Below are 19,003 nucleotides of genomic sequence, written 5' to 3'. Positions count from 1 at the left end.
CACACAGTCTACCTTGTATGTTGACTATATCACCTGAGGCTGGCACACCTTGCGCGTCAGGCCGCGAGGCGCCGGAAGCCGGCGCCCGGATGGGTGGATTTCAGCCGCGCGCCCGTCCCCGGAAACAGCTTCTCGCGAAGAGTCCCCTCCCGGTAGCGCGTCTTGAAGACGCCGCGGTCCTGGAGTTCCGGCACCACGAGGTCGACGAAGGCCTCCAGCGTCTCCGGCACCACCACGCGGGTGAGGTTGAACCCATCCACATCGGCCTCCTCGGCCCAGGACAGGAGCTCGTCCGCCACCTCGCTGGGCGATCCGACGAGGAAGGGCGCGCGCGCGCCGAGCGGCCCGAACTGCGCGAAGTCGCGCACCGTGAAGCGGTGGTCCGTGTTCACCGTCAGGTTCTCGACCAGCGACTGCATGGCGTTGGTCTTCACATAGGCCAGCGCCTCCTCGGGCCCGAGGGTGGACAGGTCGATGCCAGTCCAGCCCGAGACGAGGGCGAGCTGACCCTGGACGTCGAGATAGCGCGCGTACTCGTCGCGCAGGTCGAGCGCCTCGGCCCGGGTCGGCGCCACGATCACCGTCGCCCCGAGGAACATCAGGATGTCGTACGGGTCGCGCCCATGGTCGCGCGCCGCCTCGCGGATGCTGCGCACGGCCCTGGCGGCGATCGGCTTGGTGTGGCCGTTGAGGAAGATGCACTCCGCATGGCGCGCCGCGAAGGCGCGGCCCCGGGAGGAGGTGCCCGCCTGGTAGAGCACCGGCGTGCGCTGGGGCGAGGGCTCGGCGAGGTGGCGGGCATCGACGCGGTAGAACGGCCCCTTGTGCCGGACCCGGTGCACCTTCTCGGGCCGGGTGTAGATGCTGCGTTCCCGGTCGTGGATGACAGCATCGTCCTCCCAGCTGCCCTCCCAGAGCTTGTAGGCGGCCTCCATGAAGTCCTCGCCCGCCTCGTAGCGGGCGTCGTGCGCGCGGGCCTGCGCGAGGCCCATGCCGCGGGCACCGCTCTCCAGATAGCCGGTGACGATGTTCCAGCCGATCCGGCCCTCGGTCAGGTGGTCGAGGGTCGAGAAGCGCCGGGCGAACTGGTAGGGGTGCTCGTAGGTGAGGTTGGCCGTCACCCCGAAGCCGATCTGCGAGGTCACGAGCGCCATCGCCGGCACGACGAGGAGCGGATCGGCGTTCGGCGCCTGGGCGGCTCCCGCGAGCGCGGCGTCGGCGTTGCCGCCGTAGACGTCGTAGGTGCCGAACACGTCCGCGAGGAAGATGCCGTCGAGAAGCCCGCGCTCGGCCGTGCGGGCGAGCGAGGTCCAGTAATCGAGGGAGGTGTAGCGCACCGACGCGTCGCGCGGGTGCCGCCACATCCCGGCCCAGGTGTGACCCGGGGAATGCATGTGGAAGGCGTTCAGCCTCAGCTCGCGGCGGCTCATTCGAAGTAATCCGGCAGCTTGAATCCGTAGTAGAAGCGGTCGGCCCGGATCGCGGCCTTGAAGGCGCTCTCGTCGGGGCCGGGCACGAAGCCGACCTTGAGGTCGGGCGTCGTTGGTTCGGCGAGCGCGCTGCCCGCTGCCGCGGGGGCGGAGACGAGTGAGACAAGCAGGCGGCGCATGGTCAGGCCGCCTGCGCCAGCCGGCCGGCAGCCGCGAGCCCCCGCTCGAGATCCGCCAGGATGTCATCGATGTGCTCGAGCCCGATCGAGAGGCGCACGTAGCCCTCCGACACGCCCGTGGCGCGCTGGTCTTGCGGAGAGAGCTGCGAATGCGTCGTGCTCGCCGGATGGATCGCGAGGCTGCGGGCATCGCCGATATTGGCGACGTGGTAGAAGAGCCGCAGGCCCTCGATGAAGCGGCGGCCCGCCTCGCGCCCGGCCGCGAGTTCGAACCCGACGAGCCCGCCGTAGCCGCCCGCGAGGTAGCGGTCGGCCCGCTCCCGCTGCACGCCGGTCTGGAAGGCCGGATGGATCACCCGTGCGACCTCCGGCCGCCGGGACAGGTAGGTGGCGACCGCGAGCGCGTTCTCGGCGTGGCGCGCGATGCGCAGGGGCAGCGTCTCCAGCCCCTGCAGGATCTGGAACGCGTTGAAGGGCGAGAGGGCCGGCCCGAGGTCGCGCAGCAGCCGCACCCGGGCCCGCAGCGCGTAGGCGATCGGCCCGAGCGCCTTCGCCTCCTCGACCCAGACCGCCCCGTGGTAGCTCGGATCCGGCTTGGTCAGGGCCGGCTGGCGCTCCGGATGGGCGCTCCAGTCGAAGCGCCCGCCATCGATGATGAGCCCGCCGATCGAGGTGCCGTGGCCGCCGAGATACTTCGTCGTGGAGTAGACCACGACCGCCGCGCCGTGCGCGAAGGGCCGGGCCAGCAGCGGGGCGGCGGTGTTGTCGAGGATGAGCGGGATGCCGAGCGGCCGGCCGATCGCCGCCACCTCGGCGATGGGGAAGACGGTGAGCTTCGGGTTGGGCAGGGTCTCGCCGTAATAGGCGCGGGTGCGCTCGTCGGTGGCGCGGCGGAAGCTCTCGGGATCCGTCGGATCGACGAAGCGTACCTCGATGCCCTGCTCCTTCAGGGTGTTGGCGAAGAGGTTCCAGGTGCCGCCATAGAGGTCGGTGGCGCTGACGATGTTGTCGCCGGCCCGGGCGAGGTTCTGGATCGCGAGCGCCGCTGCCGCCTGGCCCGACGCCACCGCCACGGCCGCCGCGCCACCCTCCAGCAAAGCCGCGCGCTGCTCCAGCACCTCGGTCGTGGGGTTCGTCACCCGCGTGTAGATGTTCCCGAGTTCCTTGAGCGCGAAGAGGTTCGCGGCGTGGTCGGCGTCGCGGAACTGGTAGGAGGTCGTCTGGAAGATCGGCACCGCGACGGCGCCGGTGGACGGGTCGGCCCGCCAGCCGGCGTGCAGGGCCAGGGTCTCGGGCCGCAGCCCGGCCGGATCGAGGGTCTCGTATGCCATGACGGGTCTCCCTGGAGGGTCGGTCGGCGGCGCTGACGGGCCGCGGGACAGCCTCGGAACGCTCTCGCGGCACGGCGCCGATGTCAACGAGAATGTTCTTTTTAAAGAACGCAAGCTCAGAGCCGCAGGCTGCGTTTTACTGCCGATAGACGAAACTTTCTTCCTAGACCCTGCTCAACTCAGTGAGCGGACGCGGCTCTCAACGCCCCGACTGGTGAGCGTGCCGCCGCTTCGTTCGATTTGAAAAACGGACCGGCCCCTTGCGAGATGCGCTTGTTTCGTTCTCCAATTTGTCTATCAGATAAGTGCACTAATGGCTAGCGCGGCTGCGCCCGCGCGTGACAGGGAGCAGGACCGATGTCGCAGATCCAGGCAGGGTGGGGGGCTGGGCCGAGCGCCCGCTACGAGGATCTGGCCGAGCGCTTCCGGCCGGTCTTCCGGCGCATCTGCGAGACTGCCGCCGAGCGCGACCGCGACCGCCGGCTGCCGCACGAGGAGATCGCGTGGCTGCGTGAGGCCGGCTTCACCACTTTGCGCCTCCCGCGTGCGCGCAACGGCCACGATGCGACGCTGCCGGAGCTGTTCAACCTCCTGATCGAACTCTCGGCGGCGGACTCGAACGTCACCAACGCGCTTCGCGCCCATTTCGGCTTCACCGAGGACGCTCTGAACTCGCGCTTTCCCGCGTGGCGCGAGGCCTGGATCGAGCGGATCGCCCGCGGGGAGACGGTGGGGAGCGGCGTCTCGGAATCCGGATCCGCCAAGGTCGGCTCCTTCGAGACGGTGCTGCGCCGCGACGGTGCCGGCTGGCGGCTGAACGGCACCAAGTATTACACGACGGGCTCGCTCTTCGCGGACTGGATCCATCTCGCGGCGGAGGACGAGAGTGGTGCGCCGGTCGGCGCTGCGGTGCCCCGTCGCGCCCCGGGCGTCGCGGTGATCGATGACTGGGACGGCTTCGGTCAGGCGCTCACCGCCAGCGGCACCGTGCGCTTCACCGACGTCGCGCTGACGGCCGACCTCGTGAACCCGGACCCGGGCCGCTTCCGCTACGCGATGGCGTTCTTCCAGCTCGTCCACCTCGCGACGCTCGCCGGCATCGCGCGGGCGGCGGCCGAGGACGTGGCGCGCCTCGTCGGCGAGCGCCGCCGCGTCTACAGCCACGGCAACGCAGCCCGCATCGCGGAGGACCCGCAGGTGCTCCAGGTCGTCGGCCGGGTGCGCGGCGCCGCCTACGCGGCGGGGGTCGTCGCGCTCAAGAACGCCGAAGCGGTGCAGCGGGTCTATGAGATCGACCAGGCGGGCGATTCCGAGACCGCGGAGGCCGCCGGCGCGGTTGCCGACATTGAGGTCAACCAGTCGGTGACGGTGGTGACGAGCCTCGTCCTCGACGCCACGACCCTGCTGTTCGACGCGCTCGGCGCCTCGGCCACGGCGCGCTCGCTCGGTCTCGACCGCTACTGGCGCAACGCCCGCACCATCGCGTCGCACAACCCGCGCATCTACCGCGACCGCATCGTGGGGGATTTCGCCGTGAACGGAACGGTGCCGCCCAAGCAGTACCGCGTCGGGCAGGGATAGCCCGACGCGGGGCGGGCGCCCGAACGGGCGCCCGCGCGCCCCGTCCGGGGCGCCCGCTACGCCCCCGGCCAAGCCGGAACGAAGGCGGGAAGGTTGCGCTCGATGTAGCTCTTCACCTCGGGCGCCTTGAAGGTCTCGACGAAGCGGCGCAGGCGCGGGTCGTTCTTGCGGTCCTCGCGGGCGGTGAAGCGCAGCACGAACTGGTCGTCCGCCGAGCGGTCGAGCAGGAGCGCCGAGTTCGGGTCGCCGCCCGCCGGGATCAGGTAGGTGAGGTTCACCATCGCGAGTGTCACGTCGTCGAGCGAGCGGTAGAGCTGCGCCGCGTCGAGCTCGATGATGTCGAGCTTCTTCGGATTGGCGACCACGTCGAACTTCGTCACCGCGAGCCCCTTGCCGGGCGCGAGCGTGATGAGCCCCGCCTTCTCCAGCAGGCGCAGGCCGCGCGCCCCATTGAGCGGCTCGTTCGGGATCGCCACCGAGCCGCCGACCGGAACCGCCTCCAGCGATCGGAGCTTTTTCGAGAACAGCCCGATCGGGGCGATCAGCCCGACCGGATCGACCTGCACCAGCTTGGTGCCGCGCTTGGCGTTCTGAAGTGCGAGGAAGGCCCCGTGCTGGAAGAGGTTAGCGTCGAGATCGCCCGTGTTCACTGCCTCGTTCGGCGTGACCCAGTCGGTGAACTCGACCACCTCCACGCGCTGGCCCCGCTCCTTGGCGAGGCCGGCGGCGAACTGCACCACCTGCGCTACCGGACCAGCGGTCACGCCGATCCGCAGAGGCTTCTCGTCGGCCTGCGCCACCGCGCTGAGGCCCAAGAGGACCAGAAGGACACCAAGCATCATTCGCCGCATCGGGCGCTCCATCGGCTGTGATAGGACAATCATGTGGTCCGGTGCGCAATGTGGATGATCATTCAAGAATAACCAGCCTGCGCAGCAGGGACAGCTACTTCATCCCATGCGCGGATCGGCGAGATCAACAGAATGTATTGCTGTTTTTGCGGTGCGAGGGCGGATGATGCTCTCTGCGATGCGGCGATAGGGGGAGTCTCTCGGCAGCGACGCTCGTCGTCCGCCGCTCGACACTGAAGCTGCATTGGGCCATGCTAGGGCGCGCTCGCCGCCCTTGCGGCCGAAGGACTGCTGCCCCGGCCCGTCGACACGGCGGCTCTCGGGATCTGGGAGCCGCCGACCCGCTGACCCTCAGCCGAGGAGGGACCGCACCTGCTCGGCGAAGCGGCGCATCTCCGCCTCGAAGGGCTGGAACTGCAGCATGAACAACTCGATGCCCGCAGCCCCGAAGGCGGCGATGCGCTCCGCCACCGTGGCGTAGCTGCCGACCAGCCCTGCCGCCGTGCCGCCGTTGGTGCCCACCGCCCGTGCCCTCGCCATGGTGCGGATCATCACGACCTGCGGGTCGACCCGCGTGCGGCTCGCCTCCCGCATGCCTGCGTCCTCCGCCGCGAGCGCCAGCAGTCGCGCATGCTCGGCCTCCGCCTCCGCATCCGTCTCGCGCGCGATCACGAAGGCCGAGAGGCCGAAGCGCAGCGGCGGCAGGTGGCGCGGTCGCGCGGACGCATCCGCGATCAGGCGGCGGACCGCGTCGAGCGGCTGGCCGTTGATGAACCACACGTCGCCGTGATCCGCGACGAGGGCCCGCGCCGGCTCGGACTCGCCCCCGAGATAGATCCGCGGGCGCGTCCTATACGGGTCGGCGGGCCGCAACTGCAGGTCGCTCACCCGGAAGTGGCGGCCCTCGTGGCTCACCCGCTCGCCCTGCATCAGCCGCGAGACGAGCGCGATCCACTCCCGTCCGTAGGCGTAGCGATCGTCGTGGTCCGGGAAGGGGAGGCCCGCCGCCTCGAATTCCGTGGCGTTCCAGGCGTTGACGAGATTCAGCGCGAAGCGCCCCTCGCTGATGTGCTCGATCTGCAGCGCCATCTTGGCGAGCACCGCCGGGTGGAAGAGCCCCGGCTTGATCGCCGCGATGAGCTCGATCCGCCGCGTCAGCGCGGCCAGCGCCGCCGTGGCGGTCCAGGTTTCAAGCTGGTCGCGGGTGTCGTCGTAGGGATTCACCGTGTGCTGCGCCACCAGCACCGAATCGTAGCCGAGCGCCTCGGCCTCAAGCACCAGCGCGCGGTTGCGCGCCCAGGAGGCGTCGTCGGGCTCGTCCGGATCGTGATGCGCCGCCCGGCTGCCGTGGACCGGCGCCCAGACGCCGAAGCGCGGAAGTGTCATTCCCATCAAGTCCTCTGTCGCAGGGACTCCGTCCCTGCACCCCGCCAGAGGGCTCGCCCTCTGGACACCCGAATTCAGCCGCGCGTCTCGGGATGCCACAGCGGCACCGCCGTGGCGTCGATGCGCCGGGGGATCAGGCCGGCCTCGTGGAAGGTGTCGGCGATCACCTGCTGCTCACCCAAGGCCTCGCGAAGGACCGGCTTCACCGCGTAGCTCCGGCGCGCGTTCACCGTCTCGACGATGCCCACCGGCACGTCGCCCCAGATGGGTGAAAGGAATTCCGCAGCTGCTTTCGGGTTGCCCTTCACCCAGCGGCCGGCCTCGGTGAGCGCGTCGAACACCACTCCCACCACCTCCGGATGCGCCTCCGCGAAGGCGGTGTTGACAGTGTAGTACCGGTTGTAGCTGGAGAAGCCGGTGGCATCGGCGATCACCCGCACCGGGCTCTTCGCCTGCGCGATGGCGAGGAACGGATCCCAGATCACCCAGGCATCGAGGCTGCGCCGCTCGAAGGCCGCCGCCCCGTCCGAGGCGTTGAGATGCGCCGGCCTGATATCCGCCGGCGTGAGGCCCGCCCGCTTGAGCGCCGCGGTCAGGATGAAGTGACAACCCGATCCGCGCTGGAACCCGACCGTCTTGGCCCTGAGATCCGCCACCGTGCGGATCGGCGAATCCGCATGCACGATGATCGCCTCGGCCGAAGGCGAGGGATCCTCCTTGGCATAGAAGGTCAGCGGGGCTCCCGCCGCCTGCGTGAAGATCGGCACCGCATCGGCCACGTCCGCGTGGAAGTCGGTGCTGCCCGCGTTCATCGGCTCGATCACGCTGTTGAACAGGTGCCAGCTCACCCCGAAGCCCTTGGGGGAGAGCCGCTGCTCCAGCGTGCCGTTGGTCTTGAGGATCGTGAGCAGCGTCGAGGAGCGTTGGTAGGCGAAGCGGATCGTCTGTGGGGCGGCCCGCACGAGGGCAGGGGCCGCGAGGCTGCCCGCAAGGCTGCCGGCCAGACCGCCGAGGACGGCGCGACGGGTCGGGAACGTCATGGAGAGGATCCTTCAGGTGCCTGGCCGGCGCACCGCGTCGGCGATGGTGAGGGGCTTCGGCAGCAGGCCGAGCCGATGGAAGGTGTCGGCGACCCGCTGCTGGTCGGCGACCGCGGCGGCATCGAGCGGTGCGACGCCGTAGCTCTGACGCCGCAGCGCCACCGTGAGTACCGGCGCCGGGATGCCGACGAGCGGCGCGAGTTCCTGCGCCACCGCACCGGTGTTGTCCTTGGCCCAGGCGTCGATCGCGGCGATGGCCGCGAGTGTGGCGTCGAGCGCCTTGGCGTGCCCCGCCACGAAGGCGCGCCGCGACAGATAGAACTGCCGGTTCGGCACCAGCCCCTCGCCGGTCGTCAGCGTGCGGGCCGCATGGGCCTGTTCGCCGGAAGCCAGGAACGGGTCCCAGATCGCCCAGGCGTCGACGCTGCCGCGCGCGAAGGCCGCGCCCGCATCCGCCGGCGCCAGGAAGGCGAGCTTCACCTGATCGTAGGGCACGCCCGCCTGCTCCAGCGCGCGCACCACCAGGAAATGCACGTTCGAGCCCTTGTTGAGCGCAATGGTCCGGCCGCGCAGGTCCGCCACCGTCCGGACGGGGCTGTCCTTCGGCACCAAAATCGCCTCGCCCTGGGGCGCAGGGGGCTCATTCGCCACGTAGACGAGGGCGTCGCCCGCCGCCTGCGCGAAGATCGGCGGCGCCTCGCCGGCCGAGCCGAAATCGATCGCTCCCGCATTCAGCGCCTCCAGGAGCGGCGGCCCGGAGGGGAACTCGGCCCAGACCACCCGGTAGCCGAGCGGCTTCAGCTTCTGCTCCAGCAGGCCCTTGCCCTTGAGCAGCACCAGCGTGCCGTATTTCTGGTAGCCGACGCGGATCACCGCCTCCTCGGCCCGGGCCGTGAGCACGGTGAAGAACACGAAGGCGAAGGCGGAGAGCAGGATCCAGGTCTCGTACAGACCTCGTCGCCGAAGCTTCCGGCGGGCGGCAATCGCAGGCATGAGGACACTCCCGATCGGAGCGGAGGTCTTGCGCCACGACGGCGCGACAATCCGCTGTCCGGATATGCCGCATCTCAACCATGGATCACTGTCCGGTCAATGAAATTGATTTCTATTCTTCTTTGGATCGGAAGCAGCAAATTCCCGATCGATTGTGGGACGAGGAAGGTTTCTGCCGCTCGGTTCAGGGCTGCGGGCGGATCGTCACGGCGGTCTGCCCGGCCGCGTCGGTGTTGGCCAGGATCCGCCCGGCCCCCACTTCCAGGCGCCCGGCCGCGATCTCGCCGGCGACCGCGGTCGTCGAGGGCGGGGCGGCCCGGTGCCGGTGAACGTCCCGGAACGGCCGCAGGTGCCGCAGGAAGCGCGCGCGCTCCGCCGCCGGCAGGCTGCGCCAGAGCTAATCGGTGATCGGCGCGCAGCGCGTCGAGCACGTCGCGCCAGAGAGGTGAGGTCGGGCGGCGCGACATCGGGCAACGGCCAGATCACGGTCATGGGCGGCGTTCTCGCTGGACGCACCCGGGGTTCTCGGATCCGGACGAAGTTATCGCCTTCGACAGTTTCGGGATCTCGCTGCAGGGATGCGGGATCTTGCACCATTCCATCGGGTTGAATGTTGAGGATCAGCCGAGAGGAGGCCGCATGGAGGATCCGTACGATCTCGCGCGGTTCGTCGAGGCTCAGCGCGGCACCTATGATCAGGCTCTGCGCGAGCTGACGGCCGGGCGCAAGCAGACCCACTGGATGTGGTTCATTTTCCCTCAGATCGCAGGGCTCGGGTTCAGCGCCATGGCGCAGCGCTATGCGATCAGCGGCCTGCCGGAAGCCCAGGCCTATCTCCGCCACCCGGTGCTTGGCGAGCGGCTGCGCACCTGCACGGCCGCGGTGAATGCGCTGACGGGCCGGACGGCGCATGAGGTGTTCGGGTCACCCGACGATACGAAGTTCCGCTCGAGCATGACGCTGTTTGCACGGGCGGATACCACCGAGCGGGAGTTTCGCGCTGCGCTGGACGCCTATTATGGCGGCCAGGAGGACCCGCGCACACTCGAAAAGCTGCGGGTGTGATACCGCCCGTCTATGAAGTGATTGTCTCTATCCAGGGCTGGCTGGCGAGGGAGAGCAGGCGCTCGCGGGTGAGTGCGGTCCGAGCGTCGCGTCGCAGCACGCAGCCACGATCTGCTCGTCACTGTCGAGCGCCCAGGGGGAGAGGAAGCGGTCGCGCAGATACAGCCGGGTCCACTCCACCGGATGGAGCCCGGGACCGTCGGGCGGCTGCAGCACCGGCTGCCGGGTCATCCGGCGGCGCGGCTGCTCGGCTCTCGGCCTGGGACGCGGCCATCGGCGGCTCGATCCGAGCCAGTTGCCTTCCGGGAACGCGCTGCCAACCGAGCGGCGGAGACAGGAGCGAGCTGAGGAACGGACCAATGGACCTCGGCCGGTGCTGTCGAGCGCGGGCTGCGCGAACGGCTCAGATTCCCAAGGAGCCGAGGTTCGGCTGAAAAACGCTCACTGCAGCGATGCCGCCGCAAGCGGACCGTCACGGACGGGCCGTTTTGGTGACTCACCCCTTCGGAGGTCAAGCTCAGAGCGAAAGACTGCTTCGTTTAACAGTTGCGTGTAATTTTTGATATTTCCCTTCCGCTCACGCGGATACAGTCTCTCACCGGCACAGGTAGCATCGTACTCGCCACACGACGCGCTACGTCTGCCTCGAACGGCTCGCGGAGTCGTCTGTCGGCTGCGGTGTACGCGGCGGACATTGCAAAGCTTGGACGCGCCCCGCTTCAGTTGAGTTCCGCCGCTGATGCGAGGAGGAAGCAATGCAGCCTATGTCTTCAGGCATCACCGCGGCTGCTGCCGCGAGGCTTCCGCTTGTTCGTGTGGCAGTTCTCTCCGGGCTCATCGTCACCGTAGTCCCCGGGATCGCCTTCGGTGAGTCGATCGGGACGTCCGGCACCGCGCCCTATGTCACGCATTTCGTGTTTCGGCCTCTGACGAGCATCGACATCCCGGGTCTCGGCTCTGTGACCCCGCTGGAAGCCGTGGGAACCACGCAGAATCTGAAGGGTGAGGCCATGCTCGACAAGATGTCGGCGCATTGCATGGCGCTGAATGTCTCGTCGGGCGACAAGAAGTACATCGATGGCGCCTGCGTCCTCGCAGACAAGGATGGAGATAAGATTTTTTCCACCTTCGATACCCGGGATGTCGACAAGACGCAGGCTGATTTCAGCTGTGGCACCCACATCATCACGGGCGGCACGGGCAAGTACGACGGCATAACGGGCCGCGAGCCGTTTGCCTGCAATGTGATGCCGGCACTAGCCGGACCCGGCGGCTATACGGCGATGGACATCCCCCACAACACGACGTGGGAGATCAAGCCGAAGCAGGTCGGCCGCACTGCGCCAAGCACAACCGGCACGACCAAGCCTTGAGGCTCAACGGGGGCCCGTCGGCTCGTGCGAGAAGGTCGCCCGAGGCGGCCCCGGGATACGCCGCCGTGACAGGCCTCCGCACCGCGTCGTCGGAGAGGCGGCGTCGGGCCGCCCAAGAGCCCGATGCTTGCGCGCCGGGGTCGCGGCCGACGCAGGCTGCAGGGCAACCAGCGGTCCGCGAACCTGATCACTCTTCGCCGATTGCGGGAGCGGAGGGCGAGCCGGAGAGTGCCCGACGGCATGGCGGATGGTCCCGCGTGGGACCTGGCGGTGAGCCTGCGAGATAGGCTGCACGGCTCCTGCGCGACTCCGGCCTGCACCCCTTCTCGCGCCAACACCAAACATATGGCTAAGCTATTGGTGGAGCAGGCTTATGCGCAAGCTCCACAATTTTCCTGTATCCCTCCCACTTGCCAAGGCTAAACGTTCAGCTACCTTGTGTAGAAATGGCGCCGTCGTTTGTATCTGTGGCGTCCGATGCTGATAGTTTCGGCATCAAATGATGTGTTTTGCCGAATGACGGCTTCTATATGCAGATGATTGGCTTCCTCTGTGTGGGGCCAAGCTAAATAAAGCCCGTCTTGATCCTTCACCGGATTGGGCGGCCGGAGGAGTTCGCCTTGTAGGGAGACGAGAATGCGTACGCTTGTGCTCTGCGCCTCTGCAGCCAGCCTGATCGCCTGCACGGTCACTGTCAGCCTCGCGGAAACCGCCGCCCAGCGAGCGGCCTGCACTCCGGACGTGTTTCGTCTCTGCAGCAGCGAGATCCCGAACGTACCGGGCATCAAAGCCTGTCTCAGGCGCCAACGGCAGAACCTGAGCAACGCCTGCCGAGAGGTCTTCAACGCGCTGGATCGCGCGGAGGTGACCCGCACCACCGTGACCCGATGAGGGGACATGACATGCGGCACGGCCGTCTTGGTCCGGAAGCATGGCTCGGCCTGCCGGCAGAGGGGCCTGACATTCTGGCGGCTTCCGGAACGCGGATAGGGTGCCGGACCGCTGCTCTCTGCCTCGTCGGGAAGGTCCACTAAGCAGGCTTGCGTTGGCGTGCCACCACTTCACCTGCTGAGGTCCTTGGTCTGTCTCAGGTTTTTGTCGGAAAACCGCGGGCTCCGAAACCTGCTTAGAGAACCGGCACGCCCCGCTGCTTGGCGTGGTCCCCGGGCTCGACGTGGATCGTCACCACCGCCCCCGGCAGCGCGCCCTCGATCGCCGCCTCCAGCCGGTCGCAGATGCCGTGGGACTCCGCCACGGTCATTTCGCCCGGCACCACGAGGTGGAAGTCGATGAAGGTCGCCTGGCCCGCATGGCGTGTGCGCACGTCGTGGGCTTCGAGGGCGCCCGCCCCGTGCTCGGAGATGAGGCTGCGGATCTGCTCCTGCATCTCGGGGGTGGCGGCTTGGTCCATCAGCCCGTTCACCGAATCGCGCACCATGCCCCAGCCCGACCACAGGATGTTGAGGGCGACGAGCGCGGCGATCACCGGGTCGAGCAGCAGCCAGCCCGTCACCGTGGTGAGCCCCACGCCCGCCAGCACGCCGACCGAGGTCACGACATCGGCCATCACGTGCCGCCCGTCCGCGATCAGCGCCGGCGAACGCCACGCCCGCCCGCGGCGCAGCAGCATCCAGGCCCAGACCCCGTTGAGCACCGTCGCGGCCCCGTTCACCGCCACGCCGAGCAGCGGCATGTCGATCGGCTTCGGGGCGAGGACGGCCTCGGACGCATCCTTCAGGATCAACACCGCCGCGACGACGATCAGCGCCCCCTCGATCACCGCCGAGAAGTATTCCGCCTTGTGATGGCCGTAGGGGTGGTCCTGATCGGCGGGCTGCGCGGCGACGCGCAGCGCGACGAAGGCCGTTGCCGCCGCCACCACGTTGACGATGCTCTCCAGCGCATCCGAGTAGAGGGCGAGGCTTCCGGTGAGCCACCACGCGCCGAATTTCAGGCCGAGCACCACCAGCCCGAGGCCGGTGCTGACCAGGGCCGCGGCTTGCGCACGTTCCATCCCAAGGGTTCCGTCAAGGCCGCCCCGCCGCGGGGCGCCGGCTCCATACGCGGACCGGCCGCCGCAAGGCCACGGCACACCTCTTAGCCGCGGCTAAGAGCACCTCGCAAAACTCCCGCTGCGCCGTCGTGGCCAGTGGGAGTGCTCCCGGTGATCGGGATTTTTGTGAGAGGCTCTGAGTGGCCGGGGGTCAGGATGACGCCGTCTCGCCCCGGCGCGCGGCCTCCCGCACCCGGCTCAGCTGGGCGCGGGCCCGCGCCTCCGCGGCCTTGCGGGTGTAGCGGCGCTGCAGAAAGCCGAAGCGCGCGGAGGCCGCGAGGGCCTCGAGGCGCGCCGCCTCGCATTCCCACCACGCCACCAGCTCCGCATCGAGCGTCGGATGGTTCGTCATCGCATCGGCCTCCTTGGTCTCTCCATGGGGCAAGATGGCGTTGCCGGGACCGCGCTGCTACGGGGGCCATTGATCCCCGGGGCGGATCCGTGCTGATGGCGCGCATGCGCGTAGACCTGTTCGATTTCGACCTGCCGGAGGCGCTGATCGCGCTTCGCCCGGCCGTGCCCCGGGATTCCGCCCGCCTCATGCGGGTGCGTCCCGGCGAGCCCCCGGCGGATGCCCAGGTGCGCGACCTGCCCGACCTGCTGCGGCCGGGCGACTGCCTGGTCTTCAACGACACCAAGGTGATCCCCGCCCGCCTGCGCGGCCTGCGCGCCCGGCCCGACGGGACCGTGGTGCGGGTCGAGGCGATGTTGCACCACCGCGAAGCCGCCGATTGCTGGCGGGCCTTCGCGCGGCCGGCCAAGCGGCTGCGCGAGGGCGACCGGATCCGCTTCGGGGCAGGGCAGGAGGGCGCGGCCTGCGACCTCGGCCATCTCGACGCGACCGTCGTGGCGCGCGGGGAAGGGGGCGAGATCACCCTCGCCTTCGATCTCGCAGGCGCGGTCCTGGACGAGGCCGTGGTGCGGCTCGGGGAACTGCCCCTGCCGCCCTACATCGCCGGCCGCCGCCCCGCCGATGCGCGGGATGCCGCCGACTACCAGACGGTCTATGCCCGCGCGCCCGGCGCCGTCGCGGCCCCGACCGCGGGGCTGCACTTCACCCCCGACCTTCTCGCCCGCCTGGACGCGGCCGGGATCGGACAGGCCCGCGTCACCCTCCATGTCGGCGCCGGCACCTTCCTGCCCGTCAAGGCGGAGGACACCGCCGACCACCGCATGCATGCCGAGACCGGCGAGATCACCCCCGAGACCGCCGCGGCGCTGAACCGTGTCCGCGCCGCCGGCGGGCGGATCGTGGCGGTGGGCACCACCGCCCTGCGGCTCGTCGAGTCGGCGGCCGCCCCGGACGGCACCCTCCGTCCCTTCGCGGGCGAGACCGACATCTTCATCACGCCGGGCTACCGGTTCCGGGCCGTCGACGTCCTGATGACGAATTTCCACCTGCCCCGCTCGACGCTGTTCATGCTGGTCAGCGCCTTCGCGGGCCTCGATACGATGCGGGAGGCCTATGCGGCGGCGATCGCGCGCGGCTACCGCTTCTACTCCTACGGCGATTCGAGCCTTCTCTTCCGGGCCGGGACCTGATGACCGACACCTTCCGCTTCACCGTCGCGGCCACCGACGGCGCCGCCCGCACGGGCGAGATCCGCATGCCCCGCGGCGTCATCCGCACCCCGGCCTTCATGCCGGTGGGCACGGCCGGCACCGTCAAGGCCATGTATCCCGAGCAGGTGAAGGCGCTCGGCGCCGACGTGGTGCTCGGCAACACCTACCACCTGATGCTGCGCCCGGGCGCCGAGCGGGTGGCGCGGCTGGGGGGCCTCCACGCCTTCATGCAATGGCCCTACCCGATCCTCACGGATTCCGGCGGCTTCCAGGTCATGTCGCTGTCGGGCCTGCGCAAGCTCGACGAGACCGGCGTGACCTTCCAGTCCCACATCGACGGCACCCCGCATGTGCTGACGCCGGAGCGCTCCATCGCGATCCAGGGGCAGCTCGGCTCCGACATCCAGATGCAGCTCGACGAATGCGTGCGCCTGCCGGCCGAACCGGCCGCTATCGAGCGCGCCATGCGCCTGTCGCTGCGCTGGGCCGAGCGCTGCCGCGTTGCCTTCGGCGAGCAGCCCGGCAAGGCGCTGTTCGGCATCGTGCAGGGCGGCGATAGTCCGGCCCTGCGCGTCGAGAGCGCGAAGGCCCTGGTGGGTCTCGATCTCAAGGGCTACGCCATCGGCGGGCTGGCGGTGGGCGAGCCTCAAGGCACCATGCTGGCGATGATCGAGGCGGTCGAGCCGCACCTGCCCATGGCGAAGCCCCGCTACCTCATGGGGGTCGGCACGCCCGACGACATCATCGAGGCGGTGCGCCGCGGCATCGACATGTTCGACTGCGTGATGCCGACCCGGGCCGGCCGCCACGGCATGGTCTACACCCGCCACGGCCGCATGAACCTGCGCAATGCCCGCTTCGCCGAGGACAACACCCCCCTTGACCCGGAATCGACCTGCCCGGCCGCGAATCTCTACACCAAGGCCTACCTGCACCACCTCGTGCGGGCCGGCGAGATCCTCGGCATGATGCTGCTGACCTGGAACAACCTGTCCTACTATCAGGACCTGATGGCGGGCCTGCGCCGGGCGATCGGGGAGGGGCGGCTCGCGGATTTCATCGGCGAGACCCGCGAGGGCTGGGCGAAGGCCGAGCGCGACCGCGCCCAGGGCTGACGCCGCCCGGGACCCCGGCAGAGAGCCGCCGGCCCTCTGCACACCCGGGAATCACCCCGCGGCCGGGTGGGCGAGCACGCGGTAGAATCCGTCCGGGTCATCCTCCCCCAGGGAGACGGCGCGCCGCAGGCCCTGGAGCAGGCGATCCGCGATCGGGAGGCGGTAGTGCAGGGCGTCCCAGTAATGGGCGTCCTGCGTGGTGACCGGAGACGGGATGCGGAAGTCGATGACGGTCGCCCCGTGCCGCCGGGCGATCGCCGTCACCTGGGCCTTGCACGCCGTCTCCTGGGCCGCTGCCGAGCTGCCCGGCTTCGGCTGGACGGCGACATGGACCGGCATGAAGGCAATAAGCCTGAGCGCCTCGCCCGGCACCGCCGCAAGGAGCCCGTCGAGCCAGCCGAGGGCCGGAAAGGCGGTCCCCGCAGCCGGGGGCTCCTGCGCGGCGGCCATCTCCCGGATATGGGCGGAGGCCCGCACCGGGTCATAGGTGGATTCGGGCGGCGTGAACACCTCGTAGCCGTCGCCCCGGATGCGCTCCGGCATCCGCCCGAGGCGATGGAGCAGAACCCGGCCGGCGATCTGCACGCTCTGCAGGTTCCACTGGGCGAACAGCCCCCGCCACGCGGCGCCCTCCCGGTAGAGCCAGGGCGGAAAGGGCCGGAAGGTCAGCCGTTTGACATCGGCCTGCGGATCGCACCAGCTCGCGTCGAGCCCGAAGATCACCGCGGTCGCCCGCACCCGGCCGAGGAAGAGGCGGGCGAGCCGCATCTGCTCCCAGGGCGTCGCGGCATTCATGGCGAGATTGGCGAAGCGCCCCCCGAACGCGCGGTCGAGGGCCTGCGGATCGAGGAGCCGCGCGGTCGAGGTCCCGAACACCGCCGCGTCATAGGCCCCGCTGCGCACGATCTGCGGGTACATGAAGCGCTGGTTGAGGTCCATGATCGGCCCCGGCGCCCGCCCGGGCGCCGCCCGCAGGCCATACGGGTCCATGGCAGCCACGAAGGCGAAGGCCGCAAGGCTGGCCGCACCGGCGGTGCCCAGGAGGAGGCACACGAACCGGCGCCACGGCACGGCCGCGGCGGACCAGGCAGGGATCGGGATCGCGCCGGCGGAGGTTCCGGCCGAGGAAGCGGGACGGGTCACCCCCCCTCGTTCGGCGGTTGACCCGGCGGCGTCAACCCCCTACATCCGCGCCTGCTCCGTTCACGGACTGCCGGGCTCCAAGCGCCGGACCCGCGCGGGAGCGAGCGCGTAGCTCAGCTGGTAGAGCAACGGACTTTTAATCTGTAGGTCCTGGGTTCGAGTCCCAGCGCGCTCACCATCAAACCTTTGAAATCACGAGAAAAATCCAGCGCCCTGCTGTGCAGGCGATGATGCCGGTTGCCAAATTCGGGTGATCGGTTGCCAAACTCAGGCAGAACCGCGCGTTGCCGTGCCCGGCCCGAACAGGTTCCGGCGGGTCTCGGCCCAGCCCTCCTCGAGCTTCTTCATCGCGTTCACGGCGAGCCGCCGCTTGTTCACGTCGCGGGCATAGTGGCGCACCATCTGCTCGCTCATCTCCACGATCGCCGACACCTCGGCCTCGGTGCAGCCGGTCTCCAGCAGCATGTTCACGGCGTTCTTGCGCAGGCCGTGGAACACGAAGCCGCCCTCGCGCAGCCGCTGCATCGCCGCCTTTTTCGCCGGCGAGGCGGTGGTGGGCTGGCCCTTCGCGTTTATGCTGGTGAAGTCGCGCTGCCATGCCGTGCGGTAGGCGCCGAGCGTCCAGGGCGTACCGTCCTCGCGCAGGTGCAGGGCCGGATGGTCGACGTGCGTGCGGGTGAGGATCTCCCGGTACTCGGAGTGGATCGGCACGTACACGGCCGCGCCGGTCTTGCGCGCGATCATCTCGATCGCGTTGGCGCCCACGGCCGGCCGGTGCATCGGGATCACGTCGATCGAGCGCTGGCCGGTGTAGAGGGCGGAGTAGACCGGCAGGTGCAGCCCGACCCGCGCGTGCTCGAAGAACGTCTCGAAGGCCCAGTCCGGCCAGGGCTCGTGCGGATCGACCTCATGGGCGACCTTCTCCGTTGCTTCAACGACGTTGGCGGTCGCGAAGCCCCGTGGGATGCCGAAGGCGATGAGGCGCGAGAGCACGGCGCGGAAGTAGCGGGCAACCGCCGGAGTCGCCTGGAAGCTGTCGATTGCCTTCTGTGCGTCGACCGTGGTGAGATCGGCCACCGGATCGTCGCCCCAAAACTCGGCAATGAGCCGGAGGTGTCGCTCGTAGTCCCGCTGCGTGAGGGCCGAGAGCTTGGTGTAGATCGCGTGCTCTCGATAGAGCGCGATGAGCGCCGCAAAGGTCTTGCGGTCCTCCGCATCACCGAGCTTTTCGCGTTCGGCCGCCGTGTCGAGCGCCCGCCAGAACGCCTCCATCCCTCCCTCCGCGCGCGGGTCGGGCAGTGGGTGGCGACGGTGGGAGGGGGCCACCCAAGCCCAGGTCCAGCCCGCATCGGTACGCTGCGCGTCGAGTTCGGCGTATTGCCTGCAGCGCAGCCAGAATTCAGGTGCCTGCGGACCGAAGGGGAGAGGCAGGCGTGGCCACTCGCGAGGAGTCGAGCGATAGCGCTCGTAGTAGTAGAAGACCCGACCCGACGGCTTCGTGCGCGCCTTCACGTAGCGCGGCAGGTCAACCATGCCGGCGGCGCTCCTTGGCCTCGACAAACCGGTCTCCCATGCTCTTGCGCGCGGGCGCAGTGTCGGGCGCGGCCGGGCCAGGCGTCAATTCCGGGTAGAGGTCAGGCCGGCGCCGCTTGCGCCAGCGGTCGATCGCCTCAAGGTCGTACATGCCCGTGGTCTCGTCGGGCATCGGGAAGCCGCGAGCGAAGAGCTGCGGGATGAGGCTGCGGAACTGCTCAGGTGTCAGGCAGAGCTTGCGCGCCACCTTCTCGGCCGGCGCGTAGTCCGGATCGATTCGGAAACGCACAGGCGGGGGAACCGGAGGGCGCAGCGGTTCACGGTACTCTCCCATCAATTCGTGCGGCATCGGACGCTTGCGCGGCAT

Annotated in this window: 19 protein-coding genes and 1 tRNA gene; 8 read left to right on the top strand and 12 right to left on the bottom strand. The window is 69.4% G+C overall.

Annotated elements, in window-relative coordinates; genetic code table 11:
* Positions 1-56 precede the first annotated feature (56 nt).
* The 3 genes from MNOD_RS12750 to MNOD_RS12740 are packed head-to-tail and all read right to left on the bottom strand — an operon-like array spanning position 57 to position 2,940.
* Positions 57-1,430 (bottom strand): LLM class flavin-dependent oxidoreductase, encoded by a 1,374-nt coding sequence (locus MNOD_RS12750; protein WP_015929312.1) that lies wholly within the window; start codon positions 1,428-1,430, stop codon positions 57-59.
* Positions 1,427-1,609 carry a hypothetical protein gene (locus MNOD_RS12745; RefSeq protein WP_015929311.1) on the bottom strand — a complete coding sequence of 61 codons (183 nt, stop codon included), beginning with the start codon at positions 1,607-1,609 and terminating at the stop codon, positions 1,427-1,429. Before MNOD_RS12745 ends, MNOD_RS12750 begins: the two co-directional genes overlap by 4 nt.
* A 2-nt stretch (positions 1,610-1,611) precedes the next feature.
* Positions 1,612-2,940, bottom strand: coding sequence for an O-acetylhomoserine aminocarboxypropyltransferase/cysteine synthase family protein (locus tag MNOD_RS12740; RefSeq protein ID WP_015929310.1), 1,329 nt, complete (start codon positions 2,938-2,940; stop codon positions 1,612-1,614).
* A gap of 357 nt (positions 2,941-3,297) precedes the next feature.
* On the opposite strand from MNOD_RS12740, the gene MNOD_RS12735 reads away from it, so the two are divergent.
* On the top strand, positions 3,298-4,521 hold the full coding sequence (locus tag MNOD_RS12735) for an acyl-CoA dehydrogenase family protein (RefSeq protein WP_015929309.1): 1,224 nt from the start codon (positions 3,298-3,300) through the stop codon (positions 4,519-4,521).
* Between the two features lie 56 nt (positions 4,522-4,577).
* Here the strand turns inward: MNOD_RS12735 and MNOD_RS12730 are convergent, their stop codons facing one another.
* The 4 genes from MNOD_RS12730 to MNOD_RS12715 all read right to left on the bottom strand — a co-directional run bounded on the left by MNOD_RS12730 (position 4,578) and on the right by MNOD_RS12715 (position 8,791).
* Entirely contained in the window at positions 4,578-5,372 is a 795-nt protein-coding gene (locus tag MNOD_RS12730) for a MetQ/NlpA family ABC transporter substrate-binding protein (RefSeq protein ID WP_015929308.1), read from the bottom strand.
* Between the two features lie 351 nt (positions 5,373-5,723).
* Positions 5,724-6,758, bottom strand: a complete 1,035-nt coding sequence (locus tag MNOD_RS12725; protein ID WP_043748610.1) for an LLM class flavin-dependent oxidoreductase — start codon at positions 6,756-6,758, stop codon at positions 5,724-5,726.
* A 74-nt stretch (positions 6,759-6,832) separates the two neighbouring features.
* Positions 6,833-7,798 carry an aliphatic sulfonate ABC transporter substrate-binding protein gene (locus tag MNOD_RS12720; RefSeq protein ID WP_015929306.1) on the bottom strand — a complete coding sequence of 322 codons (966 nt, stop codon included), beginning with the start codon at positions 7,796-7,798 and terminating at the stop codon, positions 6,833-6,835.
* A gap of 12 nt (positions 7,799-7,810) precedes the next feature.
* Positions 7,811-8,791, bottom strand: a complete 981-nt coding sequence (locus tag MNOD_RS12715) for an aliphatic sulfonate ABC transporter substrate-binding protein (RefSeq protein ID WP_015929305.1) — start codon at positions 8,789-8,791, stop codon at positions 7,811-7,813.
* An 80-nt stretch (positions 8,792-8,871) separates the two neighbouring features.
* Between MNOD_RS12715 and MNOD_RS12710 the strand changes: the two genes are divergently transcribed.
* The 4 genes from MNOD_RS12710 (at position 8,872) to MNOD_RS12695 (ending at position 12,120) form a co-directional block, all read left to right on the top strand.
* Positions 8,872-9,120: a hypothetical protein gene (locus tag MNOD_RS12710; protein WP_043748609.1), complete on the top strand. Its 249-nt coding sequence runs from the start codon at positions 8,872-8,874 to the stop codon at positions 9,118-9,120.
* Positions 9,121-9,430: 310 nt separating this feature from the next.
* Entirely contained in the window at positions 9,431-9,856 is a 426-nt protein-coding gene (locus MNOD_RS12705; protein WP_015929304.1) for a DUF1810 domain-containing protein, read from the top strand.
* A 764-nt stretch (positions 9,857-10,620) separates the two neighbouring features.
* The gene (locus tag MNOD_RS12700) at positions 10,621-11,229 is read left to right on the top strand and encodes a hypothetical protein (protein WP_244424721.1); all 609 of its coding nucleotides are present in this window, start codon (positions 10,621-10,623) and stop codon (positions 11,227-11,229) included.
* Positions 11,230-11,865: 636 nt separating this feature from the next.
* On the top strand, positions 11,866-12,120 hold the full coding sequence (locus tag MNOD_RS12695) for a hypothetical protein (RefSeq protein ID WP_015929301.1): 255 nt from the start codon (positions 11,866-11,868) through the stop codon (positions 12,118-12,120).
* Positions 12,121-12,355: 235 nt separating this feature from the next.
* On the opposite strand, the gene MNOD_RS12690 is transcribed toward MNOD_RS12695, so the two are convergent.
* On the bottom strand, positions 12,356-13,243 hold the full coding sequence (locus MNOD_RS12690) for a cation diffusion facilitator family transporter (RefSeq protein WP_015929300.1): 888 nt from the start codon (positions 13,241-13,243) through the stop codon (positions 12,356-12,358).
* A 190-nt stretch (positions 13,244-13,433) separates the two neighbouring features.
* The gene (locus tag MNOD_RS12685) at positions 13,434-13,634 is read right to left on the bottom strand and encodes a hypothetical protein (RefSeq protein ID WP_015929299.1); all 201 of its coding nucleotides are present in this window, start codon (positions 13,632-13,634) and stop codon (positions 13,434-13,436) included.
* Positions 13,635-13,738: 104 nt separating this feature from the next.
* Here MNOD_RS12685 and queA point away from each other — a divergent pair, with 104 nt between their 5' ends.
* Together queA and tgt are read left to right on the top strand one after the other, a co-directional pair.
* Entirely contained in the window at positions 13,739-14,824 is a 1,086-nt protein-coding gene (gene queA, locus MNOD_RS12680) for a tRNA preQ1(34) S-adenosylmethionine ribosyltransferase-isomerase QueA (protein ID WP_043751087.1), read from the top strand.
* Positions 14,824-15,960, top strand: coding sequence for a tRNA guanosine(34) transglycosylase Tgt (gene tgt / locus MNOD_RS12675; protein ID WP_015929297.1), 1,137 nt, complete (start codon positions 14,824-14,826; stop codon positions 15,958-15,960). Before queA ends, tgt begins: the two co-directional genes overlap by 1 nt.
* 51 nt (positions 15,961-16,011) lie before the next feature.
* Here the strand turns inward: tgt and MNOD_RS12670 are convergent, their stop codons facing one another.
* Complete coding sequence (locus MNOD_RS12670; RefSeq protein ID WP_015929296.1) at positions 16,012-17,103, bottom strand: hypothetical protein; 1,092 nt, start codon at positions 17,101-17,103, stop codon at positions 16,012-16,014.
* A 102-nt stretch (positions 17,104-17,205) separates the two neighbouring features.
* Between MNOD_RS12670 and MNOD_RS12665 the strand changes: the two genes are divergently transcribed.
* A tRNA-Lys gene (locus MNOD_RS12665) sits at positions 17,206-17,281 on the top strand.
* Between the two features lie 89 nt (positions 17,282-17,370).
* On the opposite strand, the gene MNOD_RS12660 is transcribed toward MNOD_RS12665, so the two are convergent.
* Positions 17,371-18,636 carry a site-specific integrase gene (locus MNOD_RS12660; protein WP_015929295.1) on the bottom strand — a complete coding sequence of 422 codons (1,266 nt, stop codon included), beginning with the start codon at positions 18,634-18,636 and terminating at the stop codon, positions 17,371-17,373.
* Entirely contained in the window at positions 18,629-19,003 is a 375-nt protein-coding gene (locus MNOD_RS12655) for a hypothetical protein (RefSeq protein WP_015929294.1), read from the bottom strand. Before MNOD_RS12655 ends, MNOD_RS12660 begins: the two co-directional genes overlap by 8 nt.

The sequence above is a fragment of the Methylobacterium nodulans ORS 2060 genome (assembly GCF_000022085.1).
Classification (GTDB): domain Bacteria; phylum Pseudomonadota; class Alphaproteobacteria; order Rhizobiales; family Beijerinckiaceae; genus Methylobacterium; species Methylobacterium nodulans.
The sequence above is the reverse complement of the archived record's forward strand: the minus strand, read 5'-3'. Positions and strand labels throughout refer to the sequence as shown.